At 60.3% G+C, this 18,494-nt stretch carries 22 protein-coding genes and 1 pseudogene; 12 read left to right on the forward strand and 11 right to left on the reverse strand.

Annotated features, from left to right (window positions below; genetic code table 11):
* Positions 1-25 precede the first annotated feature (25 nt).
* Positions 26-853 carry an oxidoreductase gene (locus HFO99_RS25065; protein WP_222364239.1) on the forward strand — a complete coding sequence of 276 codons (828 nt, stop codon included), beginning with the start codon at positions 26-28 and terminating at the stop codon, positions 851-853.
* Between the two features lie 25 nt (positions 854-878).
* Here the strand turns inward: HFO99_RS25065 and HFO99_RS25070 are convergent, their stop codons facing one another.
* The 3 genes from HFO99_RS25070 to HFO99_RS25080 all read right to left on the reverse strand — a co-directional run bounded on the left by HFO99_RS25070 (position 879) and on the right by HFO99_RS25080 (position 2,229).
* A complete protein-coding gene (locus HFO99_RS25070) occupies positions 879-1,118 on the reverse strand; it encodes a hypothetical protein (protein WP_222364240.1) in 240 nt (79 codons plus the stop codon).
* Positions 1,115-1,435: a hypothetical protein gene (locus tag HFO99_RS25075; protein WP_222364241.1), complete on the reverse strand. Its 321-nt coding sequence runs from the start codon at positions 1,433-1,435 to the stop codon at positions 1,115-1,117. The genes HFO99_RS25070 and HFO99_RS25075 overlap by 4 nt, the downstream gene beginning before the upstream one ends.
* 74 nt (positions 1,436-1,509) lie before the next feature.
* Positions 1,510-2,229 (reverse strand): SOS response-associated peptidase, encoded by a 720-nt coding sequence (locus tag HFO99_RS25080; protein WP_222364242.1) that lies wholly within the window; start codon positions 2,227-2,229, stop codon positions 1,510-1,512.
* Positions 2,230-2,381: 152 nt separating this feature from the next.
* Here HFO99_RS25080 and HFO99_RS25085 point away from each other — a divergent pair, with 152 nt between their 5' ends.
* From HFO99_RS25085 to HFO99_RS25120, 8 genes and pseudogenes are all read left to right on the forward strand, one after another.
* A complete protein-coding gene (locus tag HFO99_RS25085) occupies positions 2,382-2,972 on the forward strand; it encodes a TetR/AcrR family transcriptional regulator (protein ID WP_222253684.1) in 591 nt (196 codons plus the stop codon).
* Positions 2,973-3,044: 72 nt separating this feature from the next.
* Positions 3,045-3,674 carry a hypothetical protein gene (locus tag HFO99_RS25090; protein WP_222364243.1) on the forward strand — a complete coding sequence of 210 codons (630 nt, stop codon included), beginning with the start codon at positions 3,045-3,047 and terminating at the stop codon, positions 3,672-3,674.
* A 237-nt stretch (positions 3,675-3,911) separates the two neighbouring features.
* The gene (locus HFO99_RS25095; RefSeq protein ID WP_222364244.1) at positions 3,912-4,487 is read left to right on the forward strand and encodes a DUF308 domain-containing protein; all 576 of its coding nucleotides are present in this window, start codon (positions 3,912-3,914) and stop codon (positions 4,485-4,487) included.
* A 387-nt stretch (positions 4,488-4,874) separates the two neighbouring features.
* Complete coding sequence (locus HFO99_RS25100; protein ID WP_222298758.1) at positions 4,875-5,135, forward strand: DUF982 domain-containing protein; 261 nt, start codon at positions 4,875-4,877, stop codon at positions 5,133-5,135.
* Positions 5,132-5,350: a hypothetical protein gene (locus tag HFO99_RS25105; protein ID WP_222298759.1), complete on the forward strand. Its 219-nt coding sequence runs from the start codon at positions 5,132-5,134 to the stop codon at positions 5,348-5,350. Before HFO99_RS25100 ends, HFO99_RS25105 begins: the two co-directional genes overlap by 4 nt.
* A 371-nt stretch (positions 5,351-5,721) precedes the next feature.
* Entirely contained in the window at positions 5,722-7,008 is a 1,287-nt protein-coding gene (locus HFO99_RS25110) for an SDR family oxidoreductase (RefSeq protein WP_222336290.1), read from the forward strand.
* Entirely contained in the window at positions 7,005-7,469 is a 465-nt protein-coding gene (locus tag HFO99_RS25115; RefSeq protein ID WP_222336291.1) for a DUF2269 family protein, read from the forward strand. The genes HFO99_RS25110 and HFO99_RS25115 overlap by 4 nt, the downstream gene beginning before the upstream one ends.
* Before the next feature lie 273 nt (positions 7,470-7,742).
* Positions 7,743-7,838, forward strand: a pseudogene (locus tag HFO99_RS25120) (DUF308 domain-containing protein); the annotation flags it as partial.
* Between the two features lie 129 nt (positions 7,839-7,967).
* Here HFO99_RS25120 and HFO99_RS25125 read toward each other — a convergent pair.
* Both HFO99_RS25125 and HFO99_RS25130 read right to left on the reverse strand, forming a co-directional pair.
* The gene (locus tag HFO99_RS25125; RefSeq protein WP_222253690.1) at positions 7,968-8,438 is read right to left on the reverse strand and encodes a hypothetical protein; all 471 of its coding nucleotides are present in this window, start codon (positions 8,436-8,438) and stop codon (positions 7,968-7,970) included.
* A gap of 298 nt (positions 8,439-8,736) precedes the next feature.
* A complete protein-coding gene (locus HFO99_RS25130) occupies positions 8,737-9,669 on the reverse strand; it encodes a LysR family transcriptional regulator (protein WP_222364245.1) in 933 nt (310 codons plus the stop codon).
* A gap of 121 nt (positions 9,670-9,790) precedes the next feature.
* On the opposite strand from HFO99_RS25130, the gene HFO99_RS25135 reads away from it, so the two are divergent.
* A complete protein-coding gene (locus tag HFO99_RS25135) occupies positions 9,791-10,483 on the forward strand; it encodes a type 1 glutamine amidotransferase domain-containing protein (protein ID WP_222364247.1) in 693 nt (230 codons plus the stop codon).
* A 1,009-nt stretch (positions 10,484-11,492) separates the two neighbouring features.
* On the opposite strand, the gene HFO99_RS25140 is transcribed toward HFO99_RS25135, so the two are convergent.
* From HFO99_RS25140 to HFO99_RS25150, 3 genes are all read right to left on the reverse strand, one after another.
* Complete coding sequence (locus tag HFO99_RS25140) at positions 11,493-12,431, reverse strand: sialate O-acetylesterase (protein WP_222364248.1); 939 nt, start codon at positions 12,429-12,431, stop codon at positions 11,493-11,495.
* Between the two features lie 468 nt (positions 12,432-12,899).
* Complete coding sequence (locus HFO99_RS25145) at positions 12,900-13,373, reverse strand: SRPBCC family protein (RefSeq protein WP_222298765.1); 474 nt, start codon at positions 13,371-13,373, stop codon at positions 12,900-12,902.
* Positions 13,374-13,410: 37 nt separating this feature from the next.
* Complete coding sequence (locus tag HFO99_RS25150) at positions 13,411-14,280, reverse strand: SDR family oxidoreductase (RefSeq protein WP_222298766.1); 870 nt, start codon at positions 14,278-14,280, stop codon at positions 13,411-13,413.
* A gap of 104 nt (positions 14,281-14,384) precedes the next feature.
* Between HFO99_RS25150 and HFO99_RS25155 the strand changes: the two genes are divergently transcribed.
* Entirely contained in the window at positions 14,385-15,275 is an 891-nt protein-coding gene (locus HFO99_RS25155) for a LysR family transcriptional regulator (protein WP_222364249.1), read from the forward strand.
* 162 nt (positions 15,276-15,437) lie between these two features.
* Here the strand turns inward: HFO99_RS25155 and HFO99_RS25160 are convergent, their stop codons facing one another.
* The 3 genes from HFO99_RS25160 to HFO99_RS25170 all read right to left on the reverse strand — a co-directional run bounded on the left by HFO99_RS25160 (position 15,438) and on the right by HFO99_RS25170 (position 17,005).
* Entirely contained in the window at positions 15,438-15,947 is a 510-nt protein-coding gene (locus HFO99_RS25160) for a hypothetical protein (protein ID WP_222364251.1), read from the reverse strand.
* Positions 15,934-16,134, reverse strand: a complete 201-nt coding sequence (locus HFO99_RS25165; protein ID WP_222364480.1) for a hypothetical protein — start codon at positions 16,132-16,134, stop codon at positions 15,934-15,936. The genes HFO99_RS25160 and HFO99_RS25165 overlap by 14 nt, the downstream gene beginning before the upstream one ends.
* 145 nt (positions 16,135-16,279) lie before the next feature.
* Complete coding sequence (locus HFO99_RS25170) at positions 16,280-17,005, reverse strand: SOS response-associated peptidase (RefSeq protein WP_222364253.1); 726 nt, start codon at positions 17,003-17,005, stop codon at positions 16,280-16,282.
* 145 nt (positions 17,006-17,150) lie between these two features.
* Here HFO99_RS25170 and ligD point away from each other — a divergent pair, with 145 nt between their 5' ends.
* A complete protein-coding gene (ligD, locus tag HFO99_RS25175; RefSeq protein WP_222364258.1) occupies positions 17,151-18,194 on the forward strand; it encodes a non-homologous end-joining DNA ligase in 1,044 nt (347 codons plus the stop codon).
* Positions 18,195-18,494: the final 300 nt, after the last annotated feature.

The raw sequence follows: 18,494 nt of genomic DNA on the forward strand, positions 1-18,494 counted from the left end.
ATCCTCAATCAAGGAATCCTCGCTCATGACACGAAAGACCTTTTTCATCACCGGATCGAATTCCGGCTTCGGGCTCGCCATTGCGTCTGCGGCTCTTCAGGCCGGTCACAGGGTGATCGGCACCGTGCGCTCGCAGGCGTCGCTGACAGCGCTCGCCAAAACCCTGCCTGGCCTGCAGCCGGTCCTTTGCGACGTCACCGAGTTCGATCGTATCGACGATGTCGTCGGCCAAGCGGAGGAAGAGCATGGGCCGGTCGACGTGCTGATCAACAATGCCGGCTACGGCCATGAGGGCGTGCTCGAGGAGTCGCCGATCGAAGAGATGCGGCGTCAGTTCGACGTCAACGTCTTCGGCGCCGTCGCCATCGCCAAGGCGTTTCTGCCGCGGTTTCGCGCGCGGCGCCGCGGCTTCATCGTCAACGTCACCTCGATGGGCGGCATGATCACCATGCCCGGCATCGCCTACTACTGCGGCAGCAAGTTTGCGCTGCAGGGCATATCGGAAGTGATGCGCGCGGAAATGGCGCCGTTCGGAGTGCATGTGACCACCCTTTGCCCCGGCTCCTTCCGGACGGACTGGGCCGGACGATCGATGGTCCGCACCGAGCGGTCGATCGCCGATTATGATGCCCTTTTCGACCCGATCCGCCAGGCGCGACAGGCCGTCAGCGGCAAGCAGCGCGGCGATCCCGCCAAACTGGCCGCCGCGGTTCTAGAGCTCATCGAATCCGATAGTCCGCCGCCGCAGCTTCTGCTCGGCAGCGACGCCCTCAAGCACGTGTCGGAGAGGATCGTTCGCCTGCAGCAGGAGATCGAGGCGTGGAAATCCGTCACCGTTTCGACCGACGGCTGACGGCGGAACATCAATCAGCCAGCCCTCATTGGATGATTTTCCCACCCCCGGCCGCCTCCAGCTTCCGCCGGAGCGCCTGTTCCTGTTCAAATGTCTTGTGCGGGAAGTGTTCCCAACGCCACCAGCGCGTTGGCACGGCGGGGATGGGCTGTGGCCCCCGGCCTCCCCACTCCTTGCAGCCGGTGCCGTCAGTATGCCGGTGCTCGCAATAATGTTCAACGATCACATTGGCGCCCGGTGCACTCGAATGGCCTTCGATGCTCATGGGTGCGCCGTCCTCCGTTTCCCGCTCTTGATGCTCTCATAGATCATTTCCAGCCGCCTCGAGGCGACGTAGGCACTGTCCTCGTATCCGGCCGACGGCCAATCCAGTCGATGGCTGCCGTCTGTCGCCACGATCCAGAACCATCGATTATCGATCCCTCCGCCTGCCTGTGACCGGAATATCCTTCCGATCTGGGTATCGCCGTCAAAAGCGACGTAATCGTCGCCGGGTTTCTCCTTCCAGGCGTGCCGCCATTTATATTTGATTTCCCGGCCGCTGACATATTCCCACGATTTCCAGGTGATTTGTTCTGGCATGCGTCGTCCTGTCCTCTCGCGAGGTTCCCTTTGACCGCATGGTTGATGGATGGCTCCCGCCCGAGCCAGTGAATTCAGATCAGCGTCGGTTCCGGATCGGGGTCGATCGGATCAATGATGTCAGCCGTGTCATTCTTGGGCGAACCCACATTGCGGCCGATCGGCCACATGGTCATCAGTTCCGCCGGGAACGGCTTCAGCAAATCGTTCGGATCGGGTTCCGGCGATAGCCAGCGCTCGTAATCTTCGCGGTGCAGGACGACCGGCATGCGGTCATGGATCTGCGCCATCATCGCATTCGGCTCACAGGTCACGATTGCGAAGTTTCGGATGTCTACGCCCTCTGGGCTGCGCCAAATCTCCCAGATGCCGGCGAGTGCAAAGGGCGAGCCGTCAGCCATGGCGATCGCATAGGGCTGCTTGTTCTTGCCGGTGCCGAAAATATCCTTCCACTCGAAGAAGCCGTTGATCGGCACCAGGCAACGGCGCGACCTGTAGGCCGAGCGGAACAGGCCGTTGGTACCGATGCCCTCGCAGCGCGCATTGATCGGTGGCGGCCGGCCACCCGGCTTCATCCATGCCGGCATCAGACCCCAGCGAGCGCTGGCGAATACCGGCCCCATGATATCAGGCTCGCGGACCATGTCGCGAATGATGATGGGATAATCCAGCGTCGGCGCGCCGTTGTAGCGCGGAAATCGGTTCCCCAGCGCATCGATCGCACCACGCTCCGCGAAGGCGAAATTGCGCACCAGTTCCTCAAGAGAGGTCTTGATATAGACGCGGCCGCACATCCAGAATTCCATCCCGTTTATTAGGTGTTCTGATTATGTTCTGGGTGTCCGAGGCGAGTCAAGGCCGGTCGCTACAACCGCCTCGACGACGGCCTATGCCAGAAATCTGCTTTGCGCTTGACAGTCTTCCTACTGGAAGGTAGATAAACCGCATGAGCAATCTTTCGACGACGTCCGACGAGATCCTGACTTCTGCCCGAGCATTGATCATGACCGGAGGCTATAACGGCTTCAGCTATGCCGATATCGCGGCTGTCGTCGGGATCCGCAAGGCCAGCATCCATCACCACTTTCCGAGCAAGACCGACCTGGTGCGCACGCTTGTCGTGCGATATCGCGAAGATGCCGAGGCGGGTATTGCGGGCCTCGAGCGACAGGTGCGGGATCCGCTGGCACTCCTCAAAGCCTATGCGAGCCACTGGGCCCAGTGCATCGAGGACGCCAGCCGGCCGTTTTGCGTGTGCGCCCTGCTGGCAAGCGAACTGCCGGCGCTGCCGCCGGAGGTCGCGGCCGAGGTCAAGGCTTTCTTCCGCTTTGCTTCGACCTGGCTGACCTCGGTCATGGACCGGGGCTTGAAGGACGGCAGTTTGACACTGTCGAGCGAACCGCGCGTCGAGGCTGAAGCCTTCATGGCCTCCGTCCACGGCGCCATGCTTTCAGCCCGTGCTTACGGGACCCCCGAGGTCTTCGCCACCATTCTGGCCCCCACCTTGCAGCGGCTCACTCCAACCGCCGCTCGATAAAGTTCGGGGCGGAATAACAACCCGGAGCGATAACGACATTCATTGAAACTACCAACTAGTAGGAAGAACGACATGATCAAGACCATTCTCCCCGCCCTCCTCCTGGGGCTCGCCGCTATCGCGTCGGCGGCGCTTCCGGCAGAGCCCGTCCATGCCGAAGACCAGGAGCCCGATCAGGTCCATGTCAGGGGCAGCATCGTCAGCTACAGCGGCTCCGCTCTCACGGTGAAGACCCGCGAGGGAGAGACAGTCGGTGTGACGCTTGCCGACGGCTGGAAACTGGCGAGCGTCGCAAATGCTGCGGTTACCGACATCAAGCCGGGCGACTTCGTCGGCATCGCATCGCTGCCGAGCGCAGGCGGCGGCGACGGCGCGCTTGAGGTGCTGATCTTCCCGCCGGCGATGAAAGGTGCGGGCGAAGGCAGCTACGCCTGGGACCTCAAACCCGACAGCAGCATGACCAACGCGACCGTCGCCGACGCCGTCAAGGGCGTCGATGGCCGCACCGTCACCGTCTCCTATCACGGCAAGGAAAAAAAGATCGCCATTCCGGACGGCACGCCCGTCGTCACCATCGCTCCGGCCACCAAGGACGATCTCGTTCCCGGCGCCGTCGTCTTCATCCCCGCCGAGAAAGCTGCCTCCGGCCCCCTCGCCCATCAGGTGCTTGTCGGCAAAAATGGCGTGGTCCCACCCATGTGACCACGTCGTCGCCGGCCGGCCGGGCCGCCCCCGGTTCGACCGGCGATTTGCCAGGAATGCCGCCTGACCTGCAGGCGATGGACCCGAACGACGGAAAACGTCGTCTCGACAGCAGCCCGGCGGTGCCGGGGCGGTTCCGAAAGCCCAGGAAATCCAATCGCGATGACGGACGCCGCCGCTCATGACGGTGAGCCGCCCCTATCACACCAACACCATACACACAGGAAAGAGATCATGATGACCGATTATCCAAATGCCGTCGCGTCTGGCGACAGGGAAGAGTGGCTAACGCGCTATTACTTCACTCGCGCAGCCTTTTCCGCCATCTGGGTGGCAACAGCCTTGACGGCCGGCCGCCCGTCGCTCGCCGTCGCGGCCGCCTTGCTGATCCTCTACCCGGCCTGGGATGCCGCCGCCAACCTCATCGACGCAGCGCGGAACGGCGGCCTGGCAAACAACCGCAGCCAGGCGATCAACGTCGCTGTCAGCGCGGTGACGACGGCTGCCGTGATCGTCGCGCTGACGATGAGCATGAACTGGGTTCTCGGTGTCTTCGGCCTCTGGGCGATCTTTTCCGGCCTGCTGCAGCTTGGAACCGCTGTCCGGCGCTGGAAGACCAATGGCGGCCAGTGGGCGATGATCCTCAGCGGCGGCCAATCCGCGGTGGCAGGCGCCTTCTTCATCGCCCAGGCGCAAATGCCGGAAGCGCCGTCCATTGCCAACATCGCCGGCTATGCCGGCCTCGGCGCCTTCTATTTCCTGGTTTCGGCCGTCTGGCGGAGCGTCACGCAGATGCGGCGCAAGCGGGCGTGAGCCGAGCGAAGCACGGATCTGCCAGTCGGGGCGCGGGCGGCAGGAGAATGGCTCGCCCGGCGCCGCTTCTTTCCTGTCATTTCATGATTGGGGGTGAGACGTCGGATCTCCAAATTCATCCGTATCAGGCGCATCGGAACGACTTCCGCCCGGAAGTAACCGGATTCGCCGATCGACAGCGATTTCACGCGCCTAAACCACGATCTTCGCTTTCGTCCTAAAAAGGATGTTCACCGACGTATCGGCGGCCACCGGCAATTCCAGCCCTCCCTCCGTTGCTTAATGAATGTCCGATTGCGCACAGACGGCGACAGAGCAGGAACTGCGACGCAGTAGGCAAGTTCGTTTGGTTGGCACGTAAGCAGCTAACAAAGGGAGCTCATCATTTTGGAGAAGCTTATCGAAGGTGACTTCGACATCACATGGGCAGTTCCCGTGTTCGTTCGCATCGGCAATGGCTTCCGCGAGCGTATCGACGGACCTAAGGCTGCACTGGAAGCCTTGATATATCGTTGGCCGTCGCAAACGCAGGCGGAATACGCCGTTGCCAAGTGCAGATGCTCGGACGCCATCATACACCATGGAAGCGCTGAGCTTGCTCGTAGGACATTCATAGATGCTGCTGTCGCTGCGAAGGTGTTCTCATGAGTGTTCCTCCGATAGATACCGCGCAATTGGCGATGATCCTGGGAGCGCTGACGCTCGTATGTTGGATCGCCGCGGGGTTGGTGGCCGTCCTTGGCGCTGCCGAGGAAATCAAAGACGTTAAGATAGGCCGGACCTCTCAGCTTTTGATCTCAGCCTTCACGGCTGCGGGCGTTACTTCGGCGGTCGCGATGATCGCGGTGCTGATATTCGTATGACCTTCCGGCCGTCCTCGATCATCTGCGGCGAGCACAGGAGAGCCATGGACTGCTGACCGGTGCCTCTGTTCGTCTTCCGCCGGAGAAGCTGGCCGAGATGGAGCACAGGCAGTAGGCAATGGTTCGGGAGCGGCCTCTGGTGCAAGTATAGCGACGTTCGTAAATGGAATCCTGGAACGACAGGGTCCAATTCGCCCCCACGCCTTCAAGAACGTGACGTTCGTTCGTGGCGCCTGACTGCCGAATGCCGGGCATCAGCGCCGGGTATTCGGGCATTTGTCGGACATGCTGTATCTGAAGAATAGCATGAACCGGCACTGGAACGAATTGTGCACGCACAAGTTCGAGCCGTTGAGCGCGAGGGTGTCAGTATGAAAATCCTTGTCATCGGCGCGACCGGACTTGTTGGCAGTGCCGTCTGCGCCCGGCTGGCGACAGGCGGACATGATGTCATCCGCGCCGTTCGCCCCGGAAAACAGCCCGCAGGGGGGCTCGGCACCTGGGTCGAAGTCGACGTGGCGAGGGCGGTTGAGCCCTCTGATTGGCTGCGTCATCTCGAAGGAACAGATGCCATCGTCAACTGCGCCGGCGCGTTGCAGGACGGAATGAGGCACAACATGACGGGCGTCCATGCGCAGGGACCGCGAGCGTTGTTCCGCGCTTGCGAGCAATCTGGTGTACGCCGAATTATTCACTTCTCGGCAATTGGAGTGGATCGGCAGCAGCCGTCGGCGTTCTCGCGCACCAAGCTTTCCGGCGACGTGGCTCTCATGGAGACGGATCTCGACTGGGTGATACTGCGTCCCGCCGTGATCCTAGGCGACGCCGCCTTCGGTTCCAGTGCATTGTTTCGCGGCCTTGCCGCGCTGCCGTTTCTGCCATTGATGCCGTCGACCGGCAAACTTCAGGTGGTGCAGGTCGATGACGTCGCCGAAACCGTCGTTCGCCTTGTCGACAGAACTGCCCCATCGAAAATCTCACTCGAAATCGTCGGCCCGCAACAGCTCGAATTCGGCGAGATTGTAGCGCGATATCGGAGATGGCTTGGCTGGCCTCCCGCCAAGCGCTATCTGTTGCCCCGCCCGCTCGCCAACCTTCTCTATCGGCTCGGCGATTTCGCAGGACTGCTGGGATGGCGCCCGCCGGTTCGAAGCACTGCCGCAAGGGAGATCGTCCGCGGCGCCGTGGGTGATCCAAAGGATTGGAGCGCCGCCACGGGAATCCGGCCCTTATCGTTGGACGATGCTTTGGCACGTCGCCCGGTTTCGGTTCAGGAGCGTTGGTTTGCCAAACTCTACTTTCTAAAGCCCGTCATTTTCGTGCTGCTGCCACTGTTTTGGATATCGACCGGAATAGTTTCGTTGACATCGGGTTTCGACCAGGGTGTCCAACTGATGTTGGCCGGCGGCGCAGGTCGTTTGGCGGCAGCGAGCGTGATTGCCGGAGCTCTTGCAGACATTGTCGTCGGATGCGCCATCGCCTTGCGTCGCACTGCACGATGGGGGCTATATGCGGCCATCCTGGTGTCGCTCTTCTATGCAGCAGCCGGCACGGCAATATTGCCTCAGTTGTGGAACGAGCCCCTCGGCCCACTGACAAAGATATGGCCGATCCTCGTGCTGCACCTGGCTGCTCTCGCGATTCTGGAGGAGCGATGATCTATTTCGCGCTGAAATTCCTGCATATCATCGGCGCCACCGTTCTTCTCGGTACCGGCGCTGGTATCGCCTTCTTCATGTTGGTCGCGCATCGCTCCGGCAATGCGACGACAGTAGCCGCAGTAGCGCGGATCGTGGTGATCGCGGATTTCGTCTTTACCACAACGGCCGTGATTGTTCAGCCGATCACCGGCATCGCGCTTGCCTGGACTAACGGCTATTCCCTTTGGGACCGGTGGATCTTTTGGTCGATCCTTCTCTATCTGGTCACCGGCGCTTTTTGGTTGCCGGTCGTTTGGATGCAGATGGAGATGCGCAACATTGCGACGGAAGCAGCGGCGAAAGGCGAGCCGCTGCCGACGCAATACCATCGGCTATTTTGGACTTGGTTTTATTTCGGCTTTCCGGCTTTCGCTGCGGTGCTGGGAATTATCTGGCTGATGATTACGCGCCCGGTTTGATGATAGTGTGGCTTTGTCTGGCTCTCGGCATCAGTATCTTTCCCTATGCATAGGCATGTCTATTTCGCCTCGACAGCGTGAGGTTGAAATGGACATCCTCATTTAAACCCCGCCTTATCCTCGACCTTGCGAGGGCCCTTACAATTGGCATGTCCCCAACCTCCGCCATCTCCGGCCCTGAGCCTGCGCCTCACGCGCGCGGCAGCGCGTAGGACGAGTCCTTCGCCCGTGCCGCGTTCTGGGTGAGGAAGGAAACGGCAAGTGCGATCAGGCGCAAATGCCGCCGGGTATGCCGGCCTCGGCGCCTTCTATTTCCTGGTGTCGGCCGTCTGGCGGAGCGTCACGCAGATGCGGCGGAAGCGGGCCTGAACTGATCGGAGCGGGAATCTCCAAGTTCGTGGCGGGCGGCGCCCGCCGGCCCGCCCGTACCGGTTATCTCCCGTCATCTCATGAATGGCGGTGAGCCGACATGCGCCAATTGCGATGTGACACCGTCGATCAGCGGGGACCAACTGCCCAGTCGGGGAATTTGTGATAGTTGCAGGCGTTCATTGAAAACAACGCCACATCATCACCGATTTCGTGGCGCGAAAGCCCCCATTCGAAGGTGTCACGGTCATCGAAACCGTAAGATAACGCCATCGCGGTCAACTCCATGAAAGGCCCTGGGGGATACAGGGTACCGTACACTGTCGCCTCATTTCCCAGGAATTTTCCTTTGATAACTCTCTTGATCTCCAAATCTGCCCTCACCATCCGCGACGGAAAATTTTCTGTCAGAAGCAAACCGGATTCGCCGATCGACAGCGATTTCACGCGCGCCTCCACCACGATCTCCGCTTTCGCCAGCAGTTCGTCCTGAGGAGGGCATTGAGGCAATCCGGCTGCCGGCGTCAGACCCATAACCAATAGAGCAAGAATTGCTGTGAAGCCCAGTCGCATTTGCGGATTCAGGAACGCTCGCGGCATCGGTGTCTTTCCTTATGCATATGCGTGTCTATTTCGTCTCGATTGCGCGAGGCTGAAACGAAATCCTGGGGATCCGGTCAAGACGCCCCCACCCTCCGTCATCCCAGGCCTTGAGCCTTGGATCCATGCCGGGTGCTGTGGAGGCGAGAGTGGATCCTCGGGTCATCAAGCCCGAGGAGGACGGAGCGCGCAGCAGGAACAACGACGTATCCCGACATAATCGGCTGCCATCAACACTGATTTTTGCCCCCGCAATTTCGCCCTGGAAAGGCCTCGCCGAGGTCTCGAACACGCGCTTTCAATTTCCAGTCATCGCTTCTGCCACCGCTGCGTCGGAGATTTCCTTTGCCACCTCTGATATCAGTGACCTCAACCACCGATGGGCGGGGTCGTTCCGGTAGCGGACATGCCATGCCAGCTCGACCGGGAAGCTGCCGAGATCGACCGGTGCGGGCAGGATTTTGAGACGCGGGTCGCGGGCAAGGCGCTGGCAGATCAGCCGGGGCAGTGTCGCGCAATAGTCGGTGACGGCCACCATTTCCGGGACGGCCAGGAAATGGGTGACGGAGACCGAGACGTCGCGCCGGAGACCGGCCTGCTGCAGCATCTGGAACAGGCCGACGCGCATCCGGCCGGGCGGAAGCACGTTGACATGCCGCAGCCGCTGATACTGTTCCTCGGAGATGCTTTCGGCGATCTCGGGATGATCTTTGCGCACGACACAGGCCAGTCCATCATCCATGAGATTCTGCACGACCATGTTATCAGGCGGCTCGACGATCCGGCCGAGCACCATCTCGGTCGCCCCTGATATCGCGCCGGTCTCGGCCAGATCATTGCCGAAGGGCGTCAGGCGAAGCCTGATCCCGGGAGCGCATTCGCGCAGCCGCGCCACGATCACCGGCATCAGGACGAACTCGACGTAGCTGTTCGGGGCGATGGTGAACTGCCGTGTCGCCCGCGCCGGATCGAACGCCTGCTGGCCGAGAATGACGTCATCGAGGCTCGCCAAGGCCCCGCGGATCACCGGAGCAAGTGCCTGCGCCATCTCAGTCGGCCTCATGCCGTAGCGCTCGCGGATGAAGAGCGGATCGCGCAGCGTCTCGCGAAGGCGGTTCAACGCGTTGGAGACGGCCGGCTGCGTCATGCCCAGTTGTTCGGCCGCGCGCGTGACATTGCGCTCTTCCATGAGCGCCAGGAAGACAGGCAGGAGGTTGAGGTCATATTTCATCCAGATATATTGCCAAACGCATATCTGAAATCAAAGAAATAAATTTCACGAATGAGATCGGCCGAGGCATGATCCCCTCATCGAAAGCGATCGATCACATCTGTCTCGAAAGGATCCCCAGATGAAAATCCTCATGGTTCTCACCTCGCACGACCAACTGGGCGACACCGGCCGGAAGACCGGCTTCTGGCTCGAAGAGTTTGCCGCTCCCTATTATGCCTTCCTCGAAGCCGGCGCCGACATCGCCGTCGCATCGCCGAAGGGCGGACAGCCGCCGCTCGACCCGAAGAGCGACGAACCGGACTTCCAGACCGACCAGACCCGCCGCTTCCATGCCGACCCGGATGCCCAGGCCGTGCTCGCCTCAACCGTAAAGCTCGCTTCGGTCTCCCCTGCCGATTACGACGCCGTGTTTTATCCGGGCGGCCACGGCCCGCTGTGGGATCTGGCGGAAGACAAGCATTCGATCGCCCTCATCCAATCGTTCTATCAGGCCGGCAAGCCCGTCGCCTTTGTCTGCCACGCACCGGGTGTGCTGCGCCACGTCAAGGCTTTCGACGGCACGCCGCTGGTTCACGGCAGACAAGTCACCGGCTTCAAGAACTCCGAGGAAGACGGCGTCGGTCTGACCCAGGTGGTGCCGTTCCTGGTCGAGGACATGCTGAAAGAGAATGGCGGCATCTACTCCAGCGGCGATGACTGGTCGTCCTATGCCGTCCAGGACGGCCTGCTGATCACCGGGCAGAACCCCGGTTCATCGGTGCAGACTGCCGGTATCCTGCTTGCCGCCATGGCGGCGGCAAAGGCCGCCTGATCAACATGCCTGGCGGTGAAGCCGAGGGCCGGTGCTTCCGCGGCGATTCGAAAAAAGCCCCGCCGAGGCGGGGCAAGTTCATGGATCGCACAGGAGGAACACCCGTGCTTTCCTACCGATCTAACGAAAAAGGGATCGGCCAGGTTCCCGGTGCCCTCCATAAGATCTTCCGCTAGTCGCACCACTCGATGCTCGCCGCAGATCAAAAATGAGCCCCGCCGAAACGAGGCAGAGGCAATTGGGAAAGGTGGATCGCACAGGGCGAAAGAAGGGATGGCGGACGGCCCAGCATGGGGCCACCTGTGCGATCCTACATGCCTAACGGCAGATAGTCGGAAAAAGTTGCTGCGCGGTTCCGTACCGTTGGGTGGATAGATCTCTAATATGTTCGATTAGCGGAGCTTAACCGAGCTACAAGAAGAAAACCCCGCAAGAGCGGGGACCAGGAAGAGGGGTGGTTTTTAGGAACAACGCGTCGTGGCGTTGGAATGACTACTCACACAACCTTAGAGTCTTTGCAATAAATATTACTTTTAGGAATTCGTCGTCCACAGATTTGTTATTTCAACTAGAGGGTACATTGTTCGATTTCGCACTAAAATACAAATTTACTTCAACTTTGAGTCTTATTTTGTATCATTGAGGCGGGCCGCTCAGCGATCACTTGCTATACCCCAAGCATTGCGTCTCCTGTACGTTGGGCGGCCCCTCTGGATCTGACGATCAGCCGCACCAATCATTCTGCTGCTTTGAGCTCCACTTCCTGGCGAATCCTTTCCGAAGCAACGTCTTTGATGCACCTCGCAGGGTCGCCAGAAGCGGAGTGGCAGCCGGTTGGTTGAATGGGTTTCAAGGCGACTTCAAAACGTCCCGAAATTCCGCATCCGGGAGGTCACTTGCACATATTCGCTCGCCGGCGGAGCGCATGGCAAAAGGTCGTGGAGGGATAATATCGCCCTCTGGATAGAAGCCGGCGCTCGCGAAGGCGTGAAAATCGGTTCAGGCAAGACTATCGAGAGCTTTCCAGGCGGCGATCGCCGCGCAGAATGTTCAGCCAGGCCCCCGACACTTTCTCCGCGCCTGTGCCCCCGATATGGCAATCGTCGTAACGGTCTTTTCCATCGAGCAACGCGTCATAATTTACGCCCTCTCGGATACCGTGGCCGCTTTTTGACAGGGCCAGTTGCGCCCGTACGATCGCATTGTCTGGAATATGCTCCTTGAAGCCGCCGTTGCTCGGTTCGAGGCATTTCGATGCGATCGAAATGTAAACGGGTGCTTCGACGCCGTGCTGACGCAATGTGTCGACCATCGATATGAAATGTTCCTGATAGGCCTCCGCAGTGGTGCCCATGACCAGGTCCCTCTCTCCTTGCACCCAGAGGACGCCCGTTATCCGATAACGGGAATCCTGAAGCTGTTTCATTGTGTCGACCAGCACAGGATTGAGGTCACCGCCTGTCGCCCATCGTGCGACCTCAGATCCGGAATATGCGAGAGGTGCGAGGATGACGCCGTCATTTTGTCCCGATGCGATCAAATTGTTCCCAAGAAGCGTCCAGTACTCTCCCTTTGTATCGGTCGATCCAAGAAGTGGCGACGCCGCGACGAAGCACCGTTTGTCAAAGGCGTTTACAACGCGGGCGCCATAATTTGACGTGTGTCGTTGCCCACCGTCGTTGGCCGCGTTCGATTGGCCAAGAATGAGTAAGACAGCCGTTCGGTCAGTCTGAGTCGGGCAGGTCACAGGCGTTTTTGATTCATCCCCGATGAGTCGTCCCTTGTCGTCGAAAGTATAACGGCTTGGAGCCGCCGGCTTCTCTGCGCCAACCATTTTCCTCAGCGCGGAAAGTTGTGGCCAAGGAAAGATCTCATGTCTCGCGCTCATGCCGCCGAGAAAGTACATGGCGATCAAGGCGGCCGGACCGGCTGCCATTGTTTTGCGCATTTCGTTACCTTTTAATCATCATCCGATGACATGAAGCCTATCGGAGCGCTCAAGGCTGCTCCAGCCATGAAGGTTCCTTTACGCCAGCCACATCAGCTTGCTTCCGGCGAGCCCCAATCGACGACGATTTCGCGTGGAGGCGCCGGGAACCTGCTCTAAACTATAGACCGGACGAGTGATTGCAATCATCCGGTTGGGTGAGAGATCGTGCCTGCCATGCAGCATGCAGCTCCATGGAGAAACTGCCGTTGGCCGTCCATGGAAAGGCGATCACGGATTGGGGCGGCGAGGACACCGTGGGAGCGGAAGACCGGTTACGAGCCATTTCCACTGATGTTGCGCAAACTGCCAACCGATTTTGCGGCGCCCCACCCGACGCATCTTTCGCAATCGGCCGCACCGTTTTGTGCCACGCAAGCCAGGGCGCCTCGTCAAGAGGCCACCCTGTTGTTTGTGGTCCGACGGCGCTCAGAGCTTTCCCTCTGCCAGCAGTTCGCGGGTCCGCTTCAGTGTCGATAGAAGGGCGGCCTTATAGCCCGTTTCGCCGTCGAACTGCGCCTGCTCGGCCTGCTCTTCCGGGCCGTTCGGCCGTTTGCCGCGCAGGCCGAGATAGCAGTAGAAGCGCAGTTGCAGCTGACCGTCTTCATCCTCGAAGAGCTCGTTGACGATCGCTCCCTCACGTGGCCCAGTCGCCTGGAAGAAGGTGACCTTGCTTAGCGGCTCGAGGGTGATGATCTCGCGCAGATCCAGCCCGGCAATCGTCGCCTCGCGCACGAAGTGGGTCGGGCTTTCCTCCACGACATCGCAGCGGGTGCAGAGACCGGCGGGAAGAAAGAGCCGGGCGTCGCGTGCCTTGCGTTCGAGACCTTGCCAGGCCTCGGCGCGCGTCAAAGGGGGTTCGCCTTCCGGGTTCACCGGAACTGTGGCTGTCGAATAAATCATGGTGATACTCCTTTTGGGTTAGATCGCTGTTGCTGCCTCAGGAGGAGGCAGCGGTTTCCAACGCGAAGGCGCGATAGGAGCGCAGCGGCCGGCCGAGCAGCTTTGTCAGGCGCTCGACGTCGCCCGTCTCAGGCAGCATTCCGTCGGTCAGGAAGCGCTCGCCCATCAGGCGCATGTCGTAGGCCATCCAGGCGGGCATGAACTGCTTGAGGTTCTGCTCGAAGCCCTCGGTATTGTCGCCGCCGTAGGCGATCGGGCGGGCGAGCACGTCCGACCAGATGGCGGCGATACCGGCCCCGGTCAGTGTCTCCGGACCGACGAGGTTGATCCGGTTAAGCGCCAGCGGCTCTGCAGACTGTTCGCGGCGCAGCAGCTCAAGGGCGGCGATCTCGGCGATATCACGAACGTCGATCATGGCGAGACCCTTGGCGCCGATCGGCATCGGGTAGGCGCCGTAGCCGGTGATGACGTCCTTGACCGTCAGATCGTTCTGGATGAAGTAGGCCGGGCGCAGGATCGTCGCCTTGAAACCCATCTGCTCGATCATCCGCTCGACACCGAACTTGCCGGCGAAATGCGGCACGTTCACGTAGAGGTCGGCGTGGATCACCGAGAGATAGACGATCCGCTCGATGCCGGCCGATCGGGCGACGTTCAGCGCAATCAAAGCCTGGGTGAATTCGTCCGGCACCACGGCGCTGAGCAGGAACAGCGTCGATACGCCCGACATGGCGTTGCGCAACGAGTCGACGTCGAGGAACTCGCCCTGCACGACGCTGACGCCAGCCGGGAAATCGGCGTTCGACGGGTCACGGACAAGAGCACGGACATCGGCGCCGTGCTTGACGAGGTGTTCGACGACTTGGCGGCCAACATTGCCTGTGGCGCCGGTAACGAGAATGGTCATGGTCTTTCTCCGTGTTGGGTTGCTTGACACCCCGAATATGTGTGGTTCACTGGCAGTCCGATAGACGGCGATTTTGGACACACCGTCTCACTGGTGGAACGGACATGGACCTTCTCGCGCTTACCGATTTCAATCTTGTCGCCCGCCATGGCGGCTTCGGCAAAGCGGCACGGGCGACCGGCCGGCCGAAGGCGACATTGTCGCGCCGTGTCGCCGAGTTGGAAAGCGCTCTCGCTCTGCGGCTGTTTGAACGGGGCGCGCGTAACCTGAAGCTCACCGAAGAAGGACGGGCGCTGTTCGAGCGGACGGCGGCGCTGCTTGCCGAACTGGACGAGACGGCTGCAGCGATTGCTTCCGGCGGCCAAAAACCCAAGGGGAGATTGCGGATCAGCGCCCCGTTGCATTTTTCCCAGACCGCCATGGGCAGGATCGCCGCCGGCTTTGCCCTCCAATATCCGGAGGTCAGGCTCGAGGTAACGAGTGAGGACCGGTCCGTCGATATGATCGAGGAAGGCTACGATCTGGTCATCCGGGTCAATCCAGATCCCGACGAAAGCCTGGTCGGACGGGTGTTTCTGCATGATCGGCTGGTTGTGGTGGCAAGCCCCGATCTACCCCGTCCGACCGGCGGACGCGCCGCTCCCGGGGTCGCGCGTGGCGCATCCGAAGCGCAGACATGGCAGGTGAAGACATCAGGCGGCCGGTCGACGATCAAAATCGAGCCGGTCCTCACCTTGTCAACGCTCATCACCATCCGCGATGCGGTGCGCGCCGGTGTCGGCGCAGGCCGTCTTCCCATTTCGCTGGTGAGCCACGACCTGGCTGACGGCACTTTGGTGAATTGGGGGGAGATCGACGCCCCCGAGGTCACCCTCTGGACGCTCTACCCCTCCCGGCGGCTGCTCAGCGCGCGCGTGTCGGCGTTCCTGGACTTTCTGAAACAGGCCTTCCCCAATGGAACGGCGGACGAACTGGCCGCCTATATCGGCAGGTGATGATGGCGCTTTGCCGGCTTCATCGGCGGGCTTACCCCGTCAGGCTCTTTTAGCTCGCATAACGGTTGTAGAAAGCAACGCTCGAGTGGGCCGATTGGCGGTAGTCGACGCGCGGTTATCAGCCCGGCAAGCATTTGTCATTCCCTACTTGTTGTTCCGAAATCACCGTGAAACATAGCCGATGACGATGTTGGCGCCGCGGTGTCCACATTTGCATTTCAGGCGCGGACCTATTGCCGAAATCGTCGTATCCTTGCCGAGCCGCTTCTGTAGCGCCCATCGATCAAGTGGTCGCTTCCGCTTGCAATCCGCGTTCCTGCAAAAGGCCACTAACCCCTCCCACTCGGCCAGATCACCAAGGGCGCGATCAACCTTGCGCGCGTGCTCAGGCTTCACATAGCCATGCCGCCGCGCCCATTCTTCGGGGCCATGGTGGTAGGTGAGCTTGCACCGCTCGTAATGTTTGTTTTCGGTGCGCTGGCATCCGAGGCCTTCTTTTGCGAGCGTCGCGAGGAGCGAAGGCATAGAAGCATTGCCATGCTTTGCAATGAGCTCGTCCCCGTCGAAGAACTTCAAAATCTCGCATTCCTCGCAGATCACGCCCACCCGCTTGCCTGCATATGACTTTAGCCCCGTGCCGGCGTCGGACGAATTCCAATCATCGACGGTCATAGCTCGGCTGCCATCCCCGGGTCATGCCTCGGCTCATGGCGCCTTCTGCCAACGCCAACTGCCGGCGAAGGTGGCGAATATCCTCCAGCAGGGTGTCGATTGCTGCGTGGGTATCGCCCCTGTGGTAGGCAATCACCTTGTCACGCTCATCGTCTTCCACGGCTTCGCCGATCGGCTGCTCTCGCATATCCGTGCTCCATGCTTCAGTTTTCAGATTGGCGGCCGCAGCGCCGATGTTCTTATTATGTTCACGTTTCGATGGAGTCAATAATCCTCCATTTCTTTTTAAGGGCGGCTGACGTCGTGGCAGCATGGACGGCTGTTCCGGCCCCTCAGCTAAGCCGACAATTCCAGCGCTGCGGATCAAGAGGAACCGGGTTGATGATTTCGGCGTCGGTGTTCTTCAGGCTGTCAACGCCCGTTCCGGTCGGCCACATGGTCATAAGCTCCGCCGGGTATGGCTTCATCAGGTCGGATGGATTTGGATCAGGAGATAGCCAGCGCTCATAATCCTTTTGACGGAGGATGACGGGCATTCGTTTACTGATGGTCGCCATCATCTCGTTCGACGGGCAGGTGATGACAGCGAAGGTGCGGATATCGATGCCAGCCGGGTGACGCCAAACCTCCCAAACGCCGGCAAGAGCGAACAGAACGTCGGTCTTCATCGCGACAGCATAAGGTTGTTTGTCCCGGCCGGTGGCGTACTTCCACTCAAAGAAGCCATTGACTGGGATCAGGCAGCGGCGCGACCGATAGGCAGGTCCGGAAAGTCCATGCGTGGCGATGTTTTCGCAGCGAACATTGATCAATGGAAGACGCCGATCGCTCGGTTTCATCAATGCGGGCACCAGGCCCCATACCGCCATTGCAAAGACCGGCGCCATGATATCCGTCTCCGGCTCTGCATCTTGGATGATGATCGCGTAGACCAGCCGCGGTGCGCCGTTATATCGAGGGATGCGGTCAACCAAGCCGTCAAGCTCGCCTTGTCCGGCGAAAGCGAACCTACGCGCAAGCTCGTGAAGCGATCCCTTGATATAAACGCGACTACACATTCGACCATGCCATTGGGAACTACTTATTTAGATGTAACCCTGCTTCGGCAGGTCAAGGCAGCAGAACCGTTCCCGTGCGGAACCGAACAATCGATACCCAATCTGGGTCAATTGCCTTTTAAGATGGTGCTGATGAAGTTGCGGCATGACAAAGCCGCCCCGCACGCGTTCAAAGCCGCTACTCGGTGAAGCCGACGCGCCGCTTCGCAGCCAGCCGCGCCGCCGCAGAGATCCCGCGCAGCCGAACCTTCCCCTCGAGCCAATGCCGGATCGTATCGAGCCGTGCCTTGCGCTGCTGAAGGCCAGGCCGCCGAAGGGCGACAAATGGATTTATGAGATCAAATGGGATGGCTACCGTCTGGCGGTCCACGTCGAGCCTGCGGGCGTGCGCATTCTGACGCGCAGGGGCCTGGACTGGACGCACCGCTTCCCACTCATAGAGGCCGCCGCCAGGGCGCTTCCCGTCTCCACCGCCATTGTGGATGGTGAGGCCGTCGTGCTCGACACGCGCGGTCGATCTGATTTCGGCCTGCTGCAACAATCGCTCGGTGGCCGAGGCGGCATGAAGAGGTCGAGCAACGCCGTCTTCATGGCTTTCGATCTGCTTTATTTCGACGGTCACGACCTCAGGAATTCGGAACTGGAGGTGCGCCGGCATCTGCTCGAGGATCTGGTGCCGGCCGGCGGTCAGGATGATATCCGGCTTTCCGAGGAGATCGAGGCCGACGGTGATCAGTTGCTGGCGAGCGCCTGCGAACATGGGTTGGAAGGCATTATCGCCAAGCGCCGGGATGCGCCTTATCGCTCCGGCCGGCTCGGCGACTGGCTGAAGATCAAATGCATCCAGAGCGACAGCTTTGTGATCGTCGGTTATGAGCGATCTACAGTCGCGCGCGCCGGAATCGGTCGGCTTCTGCTGGCCGCGCGCAAGGGCAAGGCGCTGGTCTACGTTGGCGGGGTGGGGACCGGCTTCAATGAGCGGAATGCCTATGAGCTCCGGGAGAAGCTCGAGGGCCTTATCACATCGACGCCGGCTGCGGCCGTCGATCGCAAAGAAGCAATTTTCGTGAAGCCAAGGCTGATCGCCGAGATCGAATATCGAGCATGGACAGACGACGGCAAGTTGCGCCATGCATCATATAAGGGGCTGCGGGAGGAGCAGGATAACGCGATGGTTTACGAGCTATAGGAGAGAGCTTGTCTTGGCATGCCTATCTTGATGAGAGCTACACCCCGACGGCGATGCTTATGTCATCGGCGGCTGCATCGCTACTAAAACTCACTGGATTCTCTGAAGAATGGTGTTTGTTCACTGAGCGCTATGAGATGACGGACGGTGGAGGCGTGCTTTCGCCGGGAGTCCGCCGTCGAACAAAAGCTTTTCTGCATAATTCCTCGAATCAAAGTCGATTTTAGAGTATAATTCGCCAGTTTACCTAGAGGGCTGAAACGCCCTTGCGCGCCGACTTCGACGCGCGGTGCTGTAGAA

The organism is Rhizobium leguminosarum (assembly GCF_019798305.1).
In the GTDB taxonomy this organism is placed as follows: domain Bacteria; phylum Pseudomonadota; class Alphaproteobacteria; order Rhizobiales; family Rhizobiaceae; genus Rhizobium; species Rhizobium leguminosarum_U.